The sequence below is a fragment of the Paractinoplanes brasiliensis genome (assembly GCF_004362215.1).
Taxonomy (GTDB): Bacteria; Actinomycetota; Actinomycetes; order Mycobacteriales; family Micromonosporaceae; genus Actinoplanes; species Actinoplanes brasiliensis.
In genome coordinates this window covers 869,196-882,401 of sequence record NZ_SNWR01000001.1, presented here as the reverse complement: position 1 = coordinate 882,401, position 13,206 = coordinate 869,196, and the positions used below count along the sequence as shown (strand labels likewise).

The 13,206-nt window shown below is 72.5% G+C and carries 6 protein-coding genes; all 6 read left to right on the top strand.

Annotation, left to right across the window (positions count from 1 at the left end):
• Nucleotides 1-2 precede the first annotated feature (2 nt).
• The 6 genes from C8E87_RS03575 to C8E87_RS03550 are packed head-to-tail and all read left to right on the top strand — an operon-like array spanning nucleotide 3 to nucleotide 13,101.
• Complete coding sequence (locus C8E87_RS03575; RefSeq protein WP_133871757.1) at nucleotides 3-338, top strand: hypothetical protein; 336 nt, start codon at nucleotides 3-5, stop codon at nucleotides 336-338.
• Nucleotides 335-4,303 (top strand): type VII secretion protein EccCa, encoded by a 3,969-nt coding sequence (eccCa, locus tag C8E87_RS03570; protein WP_133871756.1) that lies wholly within the window; start codon nucleotides 335-337, stop codon nucleotides 4,301-4,303. The genes C8E87_RS03575 and eccCa overlap by 4 nt, the downstream gene beginning before the upstream one ends.
• A 13-nt stretch (nucleotides 4,304-4,316) precedes the next feature.
• Nucleotides 4,317-5,699, top strand: a complete 1,383-nt coding sequence (gene eccD, locus C8E87_RS03565; RefSeq protein ID WP_133871755.1) for a type VII secretion integral membrane protein EccD — start codon at nucleotides 4,317-4,319, stop codon at nucleotides 5,697-5,699.
• 5 nt (nucleotides 5,700-5,704) lie between these two features.
• Nucleotides 5,705-7,072 (top strand): type VII secretion protein EccB, encoded by a 1,368-nt coding sequence (gene eccB, locus C8E87_RS03560; RefSeq protein WP_133871754.1) that lies wholly within the window; start codon nucleotides 5,705-5,707, stop codon nucleotides 7,070-7,072.
• Between the two features lie 6 nt (nucleotides 7,073-7,078).
• A complete protein-coding gene (locus C8E87_RS03555; RefSeq protein ID WP_133871753.1) occupies nucleotides 7,079-9,859 on the top strand; it encodes a hypothetical protein in 2,781 nt (926 codons plus the stop codon).
• Nucleotides 9,856-13,101: a right-handed parallel beta-helix repeat-containing protein gene (locus tag C8E87_RS03550; protein ID WP_133871752.1), complete on the top strand. Its 3,246-nt coding sequence runs from the start codon at nucleotides 9,856-9,858 to the stop codon at nucleotides 13,099-13,101. The genes C8E87_RS03555 and C8E87_RS03550 overlap by 4 nt, the downstream gene beginning before the upstream one ends.
• The last annotated feature ends 105 nt before the right edge of the window (nucleotides 13,102-13,206 follow it).

Sequence of the window (13,206 nt, the reverse complement as noted above, 5' to 3'; positions counted from 1 at the left end):
CGATGACGGGGCTGAACACCGGCGGACCGGCTCCGCGGCCGGTCTGGCGGCGGTCCGCCGCGCGCCCGGCCGTCGTGGACGAGCCCGAACGGCTCTGCTGCGGCGGCCCGGACCGAACCGTGGACGAGGTCTTCGAGGAGATGCGCGAGCGCAAGCGTCTCTGGGACGAGGAGCGGGCCCACGAGGACGCCGAGAAGAAGCCGGACGTCAAGAAGGACGACGAGGACGACGACGCCGAGCTGGAGCGGTTCCGCAAGGACCGGTACGCGGTCGGCCTGCTCAGGCAGGACAACGGCGCCTGGGGTCACGGTCCGCAGTACTCGGGGACCCTGGGATGAGCACGGTCACCGTCAAACGGCCGCCGCGCGCCTCTGCTCCGCCGGCGCCCTCGGGCGAGGTCGGTCTGCAGGAGCCGCCGGTGATGGCCGAGGAAGCGCCGCTCGACTTCCGCTCGTTCGCGATGACCGTGCCGATGGGCCTCGGCATGGGCGGCATGATGGCGATGTTCGGGCTCTACAGCCGCTCGCCCATCATGTATGTGATGGCCGGCGCGATGGCCGGCGGCATGGTGCTGATGGGCGTCGTGCAGATCGGGCGGGGCGCCGCCGAGCGCAAACGCAAAATGCTCGGCGAGCGCCGGGACTTTTTGCGCTACATCGCGCAGCTGCGCAAGCAGGCCCGCGCGGCGGCCGACGAGCAGCGACGTCACGTGCTGTGGGACAACCCGCAGCCGGACTGGTTGTGGTCGGTCGCGATGACCAGCCGGCTGTGGGAACGCCGTCCCACCCATGACGACTTCGCCCGTGTCCGGATCGGTCTGGGCCGGCAGAACGCCATGCGGACCTTCGTGCCGCCCGAGACCAAGCCCGTCGAGGACCTCGAACCGCTGTCCTCGATCGCGCTGCGCCGGTTCGCCGAGGCCTACCGGGCGGTGTCCGGCATCCCGATCTCGGTCAACCTGCGCAGCTTCACCAGCATCGAGTTCGAGGGCGAGGCCGGGTCGGCCGTCGAGCTGGCCCGGGCCATGGTGGCTCAGTTGGTTACCCTCCACGCGCCGGACGAGCTGCGCGTGGCGGTCCTGGCCCCCGAGGTCCATCGAGGACCCTGGGAGTGGGTCAAGTGGCTGCCGCACAACGCCCACCCTGCGGACGTCGACTCGGCCGGCCCGGTCCGGCTCTTCGCCGGCGACCATGACGCCCTGCTCGACCTGCTCGGGCCCGAGCTGGCCGACCGCGGCGACCACGACCGGACCGCGCGGCCCAGCTCGACCGAGCCGTTCCTGGTGATCGTGGCCCACCTGGCCGACGTGCCGGACAGCTCCCGGCTGCTCGGCTCGGGCATCCGCAACGTCGTGCTGCTCGACATCACTGGCGCCATGCCGGGCGGTCCCCGGGTGCTCCGGCTCACGGTCGACGGCGCCGACGTGCGCTATCCAGCCGGCGATGCCACCGGCACGGCGGTGCGCGACGCCCTGTCCGAGGCCCAGGCCGACGCGCTGGCCCGGATCATTGCGCCCAAACGGACCAGCGGCACCCTCGACATCGTCGACGAGCCGCTCGAGAGCGATTTCGATCTGGCCACGCTGCTCGGCATCCGCGACGCCTACACCTTCGACGTGGCCGGCCTGTGGCGGTCCCGGCATCCTCAGCGCAACCGCCTGCAGGTGCCGATCGGGGTGACCGAGGACGGTGAGGTGATCGAGCTCGACCTGAAGGAGTCGGCCCAAGGCGGCATGGGCCCCCACGGCCTGCTGATCGGGGCCACAGGTTCGGGCAAGAGCGAATTGCTGCGTACGCTCGTCGTTGCGCTGGCCGCAACCCACTCCTCGGACATCCTCAACCTGGTGCTGGTCGACTTCAAGGGCGGCGCCACGTTCCTGGGCATGGACCGGTTGCCGCACACCTCAGCCGTCATCACCAACCTGGCCGACGAGCTGCCCCTGGTTGACCGCATGCAGGACGCGCTCAACGGCGAGATGACCCGGCGCCAGGAACTGCTGCGGGCGGCCGGATACGCGTCGCTGTTCGACTACGAGAAGGCCCGCGGCGCGGGTGCCCCGTTGGTCCCCTTCCCGGTGCTGCTCATCGTCGTGGACGAGTTCTCCGAGCTGCTGTCGAGCAAGGCCGAGTTCATGGACCTGTTCGTCTCCATCGGACGGTTGGGCCGCTCGCTCGGCGTTCATTTGCTGCTGGCCTCGCAGCGCCTCGACGAGGGCCGGATCAACCGCGTCGAGGGCCACCTGTCGTACCGGTTGGCCCTGCGCACCTTCTCGTCGATGGAGTCGCGGGCCGTCATCGGGGTCGGCGCCGCCTACGAGCTCCCCTCCGAGCCGGGCAACGGCTATCTGAAGGTGGACACCACCAACCTGGTCCGGTTCAAGGGTGCGTACGTCTCCGGGCCTTACGCCGGTCGCGGTGCGAGCGCCCCGGCCGCCGAGGACGTCGACGTGGTGGCGACCGACGTGGTCCCCTTCACGACCCGGCACCTGCCGTTGCCGGAACCGGTCGAGCCGGTGGCCGCGGCCGAGGTGGCGCCGGCCGACGAGAAGCCGGCCGACACCGGGACCCCGAGCCTGGTCGAGGTGCTGCTCGACCGGCTGGCCGGCGCCGGGCCGCCCGCGCGTCAGGTCTGGCTGGCCCCCCTGTCGGTCGCCCCGACCCTGGACACCCTGCTTCCCAGCGTCGTGCCCGATCCGCTGCGTGGTATGTCGGTCGAGGACCCCGCGATGCGGGGCCGGCTGCGGGTTCCGGTCGGCGTGGTCGACAAGCCGCAGGACCAGTTGCGTGAGCTGCTGATGGTGGATCTGTCAGCCGCGGACGGTCACGTCGGCGTGGCCGGCGCGCCGCAGAGTGGCAAGTCGACCCTCGTGCGTTCGCTGGTGCTGGCCCTCGCGCTTTCCAACACGCCGGCCGAGGTGCAGTTCTACGGCCTCGACTTCGGTGGTGGCGGTCTGGCTTCGATCGCCGGCTTGCCGCACGTCGGCTCGGTCGCCACCCGGCTCGAACGCGACCGGGTGGTGCGCACGCTGGAGGAGATCAGCCAGATCATGGAGGCCCGTGAGGCCGAGTTCTCGGCGCGCGGCATCGACTCGATGACCACCTACCTGGCCGCCCGGGCCCGTGGTGAGATCGAGGACCGGCACGGACACGTCTTTCTCGTGGTCGACGGCTGGTACACCCTGAAGCAGGACTTCGCCGACCTTGAAAGCCGCGTGCAGGAGATCGCCTCGCGCGGCCTGTCGTTCGGCGTGCACCTGGTCGTGACCGCCACCCGCTGGTCGGAGATGCGCACGTGGCTGCGCGACCTGCTCGGCACCAAGCTGGAGCTGCGGCTGGGCGACTCGATGGACTCGGAGTACGGCTCGCGCAAGGCGGCCACGGTGCCCAACCAGCCCGGCCGCGGTCTGACCGCCGACGGGTCGCACTTCCTCAGCGCGCTGCCCCGGATCGACGGCTTCGCCACGGTCGACGACCTCGCCGAGGCGACCAAGGCGGTGGCCGAGGAGGTCGCCACGTTCTGGACCGGTCCGCCGGCGCCGCCGGTGCGGCTGCTGCCACCCCTGCTGCCCGTGACCGAGCTGCCGGACCCGCAGCCCGACCTGCGGTTGTGCCTCGGCCTGGACGAGCAGCGCCTGGCCCCGGTCTGGCACGACTTCATGGTTACCCCGCACCTGCTGGTGTTCGGCGACAACGAGACCGGCAAGACCACCATGCTGAGGGCGGTGCTCCGGGGGATCCAGCAGCGGTACACGCCCGAGCAGGCCAAGGTCGTGCTGGGCGACTCCCGGCGCGACCTGGACACCGCGATCGGCCAGGATTACCAGGTCGGTGCGACCTTCACTGGGGACAAGCTGCATGAGCTGGCCGGTCAGGCCGCGGTGTCGTTGAACCGCCGGCTGCCGGGGGCGGACATCTCGTCCGAGCGGATGCGCCGCCGCGACTGGTGGGAGGGGCCGGAGCTGTTCGTCGTGGTCGACGACTACGACCTGCTGACCCGCAGCAGCGGGATGGGGTCGACGTTGGAACCGCTGCTGCCGCTGCTGGCGCAGGGTGTCTACGTGGGATTCCACCTGATCCTGGCCCGCAGCACGTCCGGCGCGGCCAGGGCCATGATGGACTCCGTCATCCGCCGGATGTGGGAGCTCGGCACGCCCGCGACGTTGTTCTCCTATCCCAAGGAGGAGGGCAAGTTCCTCGGCGAGGCCGCCCCGCGCCGCCTGCCGCCCGGGCGAGCCCAGCTGGTGACCCGCCGTGGTGTGCGCCTGATGCAGACGGGATACGCGTCCGCGGACGCAGGCCGATGAGAGGAACACGAGAATGAGTGCCGTCGTGCACGCCGGCAAGTGCCGCATCACCGTCGTGGGACCGGAGCGCCGAGCCGACCTGGCCGTGCCTGTGACCTCGTCGGTGGCGTCACTGCTGCCGGTCCTGGCCGGCCACGTCGTGACCACGAGCCCCGACGACATGGCGGCCGGCAGTGGCTGGGTGCTGCAGCGGCTGGGTCAGGCGCCCTTCGAGCTCGGCGGCACGCCCGAGACGCTGGACTGGCTCGACGGCGAGGAACTGCACCTGCGCCGGGCCGAGGACCCGTTGCCCGAGCTGGACTTCGACGACGTGGCCGACGGGGTGGCGACGGTGATCAACCGCCGCACCGACCGGTGGCAGCCTGAGTACCGGCGGGTCCTGTTCCTGGTGTTGTCCCTGGTGGCGATGGCGGCGATCGTCCGAGTCGTCCTCGAACTCCGACCGGCGATCGCCCAGGCCGGGCCGGCTTGCGCGCTCGCCGTAGCCCTGCTCGCCGCGGCCGTGGTCGCCGGGCGCAAGCTCGACGACGGCGCGTACGGACTGCTCTTCGCGGGCGGGTCGGCGTTGTTCGCCGTGGTGGCCGCGATCACCCCCGTACGCGGAACGGCCTACCAGGTGCTGACGGGCGCGGTGGCGGTGATCCTGGTGGTCACCGTCCTCGTCGTCGGGCAGCGCACCGTCGCGCGTCATCTGCCGCTGCTGCCCCTGCTCCTGCTGGGCGTGCTGGCCCTGGCCGTGACGGCCGTGGTCGGCAGCCACCTGGGCCTGGCCGTGTCCGGGCCTCGGGCCGCCGCGGTCGGCGCGGCCGCCTTGCTGGCGGTCATCGTGCTGGCGCCGCGGGTTGCGGTCAAGGTCTCCGGGCTCCGGGGGCCGCAGCTGCCCAAGACCGGCGCGGAGATGCAGTACGACATCGAGCCCGAGAACTCGGACCAGTTGCGGTCCCGCACCGACGATGCCGACACCTATCTGGTGGCAGTGCTGGGCGCGTCGGCCGTGCTGCTTCCGTTCCTGTTCTTCTTCGTCCTGCGGACGCCTGACTGGTCGGGCTGGACGCTGGTCGCCGCCGTCGCGACGGCGCTGCTGCTACGGGCGCGCACTTTCCTCGGTCTGTGGCAACGGCTGGCCCTGGTGGTGGCCGGCGTAGCGGGCAGCCTGATGGTCCTCGACCGGTGGGCCGCCACGGCCTCGAACGGCGGGCCCGCGCTGCTGCTGATAGGCCTGATCGTGCTGCTGGTGCCGCTGGTGATGGCGGCGATGCGCCCGTGGCCGCGCCGCATGCTCCCGTTCTGGGAGTACACCGCCACCTTCTTCGACATCGTCACCGCGCTGGCCGTGCTGCCGGTGCTGGCCCAGGTGCTCGGCCTCTACGGCTGGGCGCGCGGACTGTTCGGGTAGCCGGCGTGCAGACTCAACGCGATCACGTCCACGCCCACCAGTTCATGATGACCCGGCTGCACTCGGCCCTCGTGCTGGGCGACCCTTCCGGAGGGGAGGTGCCGGGCCGCCGGACCCTGACCGGGCTGACGATCGGCATCCTGCTGGCGGTACTGGTGGTGGCCGGCTTCGGCGTCTACGGCTGGATCGTCCCGGGCGGCAGCAAGTCGTTCCGCGAGCCGGGCCTGGTGCTGGTGGAGAAGGAGTCCGGCAACCGCTACGTCTATGTCAACGGTACGCTGCACCCGACCGATCTGCCCTCGGCGCTGCTGTGGCAGGGCGCCTCGGCCAAGGTGAAGCTGGTGTCGCGCAAATCGCTGGCCGGGGTGCCCCGGGGTGAGGCCCTCGGCATCGCCGACGGACCGCGTGACATCCCCGATCCGGAGTCCTTCAAGGCCGGGCCGTGGCTGGTCTGCGCGCCGGCGACCGCCGGCGCCGGACGCGGTACCGCCCCGGTCGCCCCGGGCTTCCGGATCGACCTCGACCCGCGTGCTCCGCACCGCCCAGTCCCGGAGGACGAGATCACTGTGGTTCGCGGGCCGCGTGACCGGTTCTATCTGCTGACCCAGGGCCGCCGTTTCCAGGTGACGGACAACGCCGTCCTGGTCGCCCTGGGCGTACCGCAGGCGGGCGCCTATCCCGTCTCCGGCAGCTGGCTCAGTCACCTGCCGGCAGGCCCGGAACTCGCTCCGGCCGAGATCCCGCGGCGCGGCGCCGCCGGCCCGCGGGTCGGCGGCCGGTCGTATCCGATCGGCTCGCTGTTCCGGCACAGCCCCGGCCCGGCCGAGCAGTACTTCGTTCTCCGCTCCGACGGCCTGGCCGTCATGAGCCGTACCGAGTTCTTGTTCGCCGCCGCGCGGAGCCGGTCCGAGCCGGTCGTCCTGGAAAGCGCGGACGTGCTGGCCGCCCCGATGTCAGCTGACCGGTCTCTGCTGGACCGGCTGCCCGACCTGGCCGACGCTCGGGTCCGTGACCTGCAGGGCCAGACCCTGTGCCTGCGCCAGGCGCCTGATTCGGCCACCACCGTGCGCAGCGCGGTCGTCGACGTCCCACCGGCCCCCGACCCGGCCGGCGGCTCGGACCGTGGAACCGTGCACGGCCCGGTCGGCTCGGCGATGGTCGTATTCGGGGTGCCCGCACCGGAATCCGGACCTGTTCCGCTCTATTTCGTCTCGTCGGCCGGGGTCGCGTACCTGGTGAAGGATGCGGCGGCCGCGGCCGCCCTGAAGATCAACGGAGTGAAACCGGTCCCGTTCCCGCGGGAACTGTTAGCCGCGCTGCGGAAAGGACCCTCGCTCAGCCGCGAGGCCGTTTCCGTCATCGCAGAAGGATAGGACGACATGGCCCCCGCCCTCTGGCCGCCGCGACGCCGCCGGGACGACGACGAGTCGCTGATCGTCCAGCACACGGTCGGCAACGCGATTGTGTTGCACGCTCCCGACGCCATCAGCGTCGAGGCGCAGTCGCTCGCGCTGTCGGTGAACGCGGACGAGGACAACGACGTGGTTGTGCTCGACCTCGGCGACGGACTGGCCATCGACTCCTGGGAGTCGATGGCGGGTGCGCTGCCCCGGCACCGCCGGGGCATCCGGCTGATGGCTTGCGGACGCAACCGGGCCTCGGCCGCGATGGCCGGGCAATGGCTGTCGGAGCGGCTCAACCGTACGGTCATCGCGCCCGACGGCGACCTGGTGCGCGGCGCCGGCGGGGCGCTGCTGGTGCACTCCATCGCGCACAGCGGCTGGGTTCGTTTCCGGCCCGGTCGGCCGCCGAGCTGGGACGCTAAGCGGTTCCCGGTGCCGGCCTGGGACCGGGCGGTCACCGACAACCGGCCGACCAGCGCCAACGGGGAGGTCGAACCTCTGCCCGGGGCGGTCTGGGTCCACGACACGCGCTATCCGGGCCAGGTGGCCGAGCACCGCCGGCGGCTGGTCGAGGACCTGCCCTGCCACCCCGAGACGATGCCGGTGCTGCTGGGCTGCCCCGGGACGCCGCCGCTGTCCCTCGACGACGTCGTCCGGTTCTGGCGCGATCTCGATCCGGACCTCCAGGCCCGGACCCGCTTCGTCGAGTACGGTCAGGTCCGGCGGCCCGAGGGCGAGACGTTGGGCCAGGCCCTGGCCGATCTGCTGGCGGCTCCGGTGACCTGCTACACCGGCGTGCCTTCGGGCACCCCGCGCCGGTGGCAGGTCCGCGCGGTGCGGCCGGACGGCACGCTGGGCTGGTCACCGTTCGCCACCGAACTCCGCTACACCCCGCGCGCCCACGAGAACACCCGGGCCCGCCGGCCCGAGGTGCTCAGCCACCGGCCGCCGCTGCGCTGGACGGAGGAGGTAGGCCCGCGCGTCTACTGGTACGCGCCGGATGCGGTGGTCGAGGTGGTCGAGGCGGGCCTCTGGATGCGGTCGACCGACGAGCCGGCCGGCGCGGAGCGGGTCCGGGCGACGGCGCTCGACCCGCGGGGAGCCGCGCTGATCTTCGACGACTCGGACGCCAAGCGCGCCGAGCGCATGCGTGAGCTGGCCCTGGACCTGGGCGACCGGCTGCCGGGGCCGACGCCCCGCACCCTGCTGGCCGCCTCGATGGTGAGCCTGGGGGTGCGGACCGGCGGCCGGGCCGACGCGACCATCGACCACGCCGCCGGGCCGGCCGGCGATTCCGAGCGGACGACCGCACTGATCCTGGCCGATCTCAAGCTACCGGCCGTGGCGTCGCCCCCGGTGGCCCCGCCCGCCGTGGCCGTCACGTCGGTGGTCGAGGCGCCCCCGAAACGCCGCGAACCGGGCCCCACGCAGGCCCTCACCGGGCCCACCGCCTCGCTGCCGGTCGTCGCGCCGCGTTCGGCTCGCGCCACGATCGAGCCGGCACCGGCACCGGCACCGGCAGCCCCGGCACCGGCGCCGGCGGCCCGGGCGCACCGGCCGGTCTCAGCCGCGGCCGGTGCGCCCACGGCGCCACCAGCCGTGCTGCGGTCCATGGAGCCCGTCGCGCCACCGTCCGTCGCGCCACCGTCCGTGCCGCCCGTCGCGCTGCCACCCGTGGAACCTGTTGCGCCGTCTGTCGCGTCGCCGTCCGTGCCGCCTGTCGAGCCGCCGTCGGTGGAGCCCGTCGTGGCGCCGCATGTCGTGCCGCCGTCGGTCGAGCCCGTGGTGCTACCGGACGTGACGACGGCTTCGCCGGCCGTCGTGATGCCGGTCGGCATGGTCGTGCCGGTCGACATCGACGTGCCGGCCCCGGCCGGGAGCGAGCCGGCGCCAACGCCGGACGCCCCCGCGGAGCCGCCGCCGGCGCCCGCCGCCAAGGTCGTTTCGGTGCAGCCGGTGCCCGCGGCCGCGGCCACCGCCGTACTGCCGAAGCGGTCTCTGGACCAGGAGCGGGACTGGCTGCGCCGGACCTTGAGCGAGGACTTCGACCGGATGGCGTCCTCGGTCTCGCGCATCATGTCGGAGCAGCCCGGCCTGCAGTCCGGCGGCACCCCCGCCGCCAACCTGCTGGCCGACTCGGTCGCCGTACGGCTCTATCTCACCCGCCGCGGCGAGCGGGTCGACTCGGCCCTGCGCACCGGCGCGGGCGGACCACACGTCCCGTTCGCACGGTGCGTGGTGGCCGGCCTGTCCCGCCTGCCGTCTTTCCGCGGCAGCACGATTTTCCGGGTCACCCCGGACGAGCGGGAGTGGGCGTTGTACGGCGAGCGCAAGCTGCTCACCGACTGGTCGCTGGTCAACACGCTGACCCAGCCCCACGAGGGGCAGGACGGCGACACCGACCTGCTCATCTGGTCGATGACCGCGCGCCGGACGGCACTGCTCGAACCCGACGGGACCGAGGGCATCGAGGACCGGGTGCTCTTCCTGCCGGGGACCAGCTTCAAGGTGCTCGAGACCTGGCGGCCGCGTGAGGACCAGCGCGGCGGCATCCTGCTGCGCGAGATCGGCGCCAACGAGATCGACGAAGAGGGACGGGTCGACCGGCATTTCGCCTCGCTGGACGAGCTCGCCGTGACCGGCATGCACCGCAGTCTGGAGCGCTGGTCGCAGTCGCCGGCCAAGCGCGCGGCCCCGGCCGAACAGCGCCGGTTCCGTGCGCTGCCCGGGCTCGACCAGGAAGGAGAACGTCGATGAACCGGCAGGTTCTGACCGTGAGCAGGCAGGAGCCGGGCGCCTACCCGACGATCGGCGCGGCCGTGGCTCGCGCGGAGTCCGGCGCGACGATCGTGGTGCATCCCGGGCAGTACGCCGAACGTCTCGAACTCGACAAGCGGGTGACCATCAGCGCGGCACCGGGCGGCCCGGTCGAGGTCCGCTGCCGGGAGGGCAGCGTCCTGGTAGTGCGGGGCGAGGGCGTCCAGCTGCAGGGCATCACGCTGGTCAGCGAGGACCCGAAGCTGGCTGCGCTCGACGTCTATGCGGGCGAGGTGGCGCTGGACGACTGCCGGGTCACCGGCGCCGCCTGGACGGCCCTGCTGGCCCGGCTCAACGGATCGCTGGCGCTGCGCGGCTGCGAGGTGACCGCGCCGTCCGGGGCCGGGATCGTGGTGCTCTCGGCCACCGCCAGCACGGCCGAGGACACCCTGGTGCACGACGTCGGCACCTCCGGCGTCGTGGTGAGCGAGAAGGGTTCGCTGACCCTGCGGAGGGTCGCGGTGCGCGGCACCCGGGCCAACGGCGTGTGCGCCAACGGCGAGGCCCGATTGGTCATGGAGGACTGCGAGATCCGCGACGCGGCCAAGCCGGCGGTCGTTCTGGAGCAGCAGGCGGTGGCCCGGCTTCGGCGCCTGAGCGTCTCCGGCAGCGGGAACGTGGATCTGTTCTGCCGCGGTGAGGCCGACGTCGAGATCGCCGACTCGACCTTCACCGGCGCCGCGGTGCAGTCCGTGCACATCACCGACGGCGCCCGGCCCCGCTTGACCGGGTGCACCTTCACCGGCGCCGGCCACACCGGCGTCCACGTGGGCGGCGGGGCCCGGCCGGAGCTGACCGACTGCACGATCGGCGACGCCCCGCTCGGGCTCAACGTGGACGGGGCCGCCCCGCACCTGACCGGGGTGACCCTGCGCGACGCCGGGGATCAGATTGCCGTCATCGCGGGCGAGAGCACTGTCTCACTGCGCGACGTACGAGCCCGGCAGGCCGGCCGGGCGGGCATCGTCGTACGGGACGGAGCGGTGGTCGACGGCGCCGGAGTCCACCTGGAGGGGGGCGAGGAGCCGATCCTGACCGTCACCGGGGCGGCCCGAGCGGTGCTGCGGGAGCTCCGCGTGACCAGCGCCGGCCCGATCGCCGTCACCGCGAGCACGGGAGCCCTGCTCGACCTGCGCTCCATCGCGCTGAGCGGCGGCGGGCTGCGGATCCAGGACGCCGTGCTGGAGGTGTCGGACGCCGAGATCGTCGACGCCGCCGACGACGGTCTGCTGGTCCTCGACGGCGGAGCGGCCACCGCGAGCCGGCTGCGGATCCGGCGGTCCGGTGCGGACGGCATCCGGGTGGCCGAGGGCGGCCGGGGCGCCTTCACCGACTGCGAGATCCTCGACAGCGCTGGCAACGGTTGCGCGGTCGAGACGGCTCAGCCGGTGACGTTGGTTCGCTGTGTCGTGCGGGGCAGTGGCCGCGAAGACGTCCGCCGCGCGGACAACGCTCAGTTGACTGTCGAGTCGACCGCCGTGGACCGGCCGGTCGAGCCCGCTGCGGCCCCGGCGGAGACGCCCGAGGAGCCGTCGGTCGAGGAGCTGAGCGCCCCGTTGCGCGAGCTCAACAGCCTCATCGGTCTGCGCGGCGTCAAGCAGGAGGTCACCGCGCTCATCAACCTGATGAAAATGGCGCAGGTGCGGCAGCAGCGGGGCCTGCCGATGCCGCCGATGAGCCGGCACCTGGTCTTCGCGGGGCCGCCCGGCACGGGTAAGACCACGGTGGCCCGGCTCTACGGCTCGGTGCTGGCCGAGCTGGGGATCCTGAGCAAGGGGCACATGGTCGAGGCGGCGCGGGCCGACCTGGTCGGGCAGTACATCGGCTCGACCGCGATCAAGACCACCGAACTGGTGACCAAGGCGCTGGGCGGCGTGCTGTTCATCGACGAGGCGTACACCCTGTCGGCCGGGTCCGGCGGCTCCGGGCCGGACTTCGGACAGGAAGCCATCGATGCGCTGATGAAGATGATGGAGGACCACCGCGACGAGCTCGTGGTCATCGTGGCCGGCTACTCCGAGCTGATGGAGCAGTTCCTCGACTCCAACCCCGGTCTGGCCTCCCGCTTCACCCGCACGGTGGAGTTCCCCAACTACTCGGTCGACGAGCTGGTCACGATCACCTCGAACCTGTGCACCAAGCACTACTACGAGCTGACCGACGACGCGGTGGACGCGCTGACCACGTACTTCACCCGCATCCCGAAGAACGCGACGTTCGGCAACGGCCGCGTGGCCCGCAAGCTGTTCGAAGCAATGATCAACAACCAGGCCTCCCGCCTGGCGGCCTCGCCGGCCTCGACCGAGACGCTGATGAACCGGCTCACCGCGGCCGACGTCGAGCCGGAGCTGGCGGCGCTGGTTGACGCGCCGGCGGATCAGACGGCCGCCCCGGACATCACCGCCGATCCGCGGGCGGCCGTCGCCGCCTCCCGGTCCTGGCAACGCGTGGCCGGGCTGGTCGGCGCCGACCCGGTGCGGGAGGCCATGGGTGGCACAGTTCTCGAGGTGGCCGGTCTGCACGCCCGCCGCCGGGTCTACGGCCGTACGGCGAACGCCGTCATCGCCGGGCCCCGGGGCAGCGGCCGGTCCGAGTTCGCCCGGCTCTACGGCATGGTCCTGGCCGAGGTCGGCCTTGTGCCGATCGGCCACCAGGTGCGGGCCGCGACCGGGGGAGACCTGGCTCCGCACTGGGCCGGCCAGGTCCAGGATCTGGTGGCAACGGCGCTCACGGACGCCGCTGGTGGCCTGCTGATCGTGGACGTGAACCCCGGCGACCCGGGCCTCGAGGTCGTCGCCGAGCTCGTCGACCGGCTCCGCGCCGACCCGGCCGCCCCTGTCGTGGTCCTCGTGGCCGAGTCCGCGATCCTGGCATCGTTGCGCCGCGAGATCCCCGGGATCGACGAGGCCTTCGGCCAGCAGTGGACCGTGCCGCCCTATTCCGCGGACGAGCTCGGCGAGATCGCCGTCCGGCATCTGCTACGCCGTGGCCACATCGTCCCCGACGAGGTCCGCGCGGCCATCGCCGAGCTGGCCGGGAACCTGCCCGAGCCCACGGTGCGCGCCGCTCACCTGTTCTCGCACGCCTTGACCCGGACCGCGGCCTCGCGGACGCTGGCCCTGGCTGATCTGACCGTCGGCGCTCCAGCCTCGATGTCCGGCGGCCTGTCAGCGGTTGGCTGACCGTGCCGAAAGGGTGTCGGGATACGTGTCCGGGGGGCCTGAATTCATTTCTCGGAACGGCAATTGCGTTTCTCTGATCACGTTGATCCCGGATCCGGGGCGGCG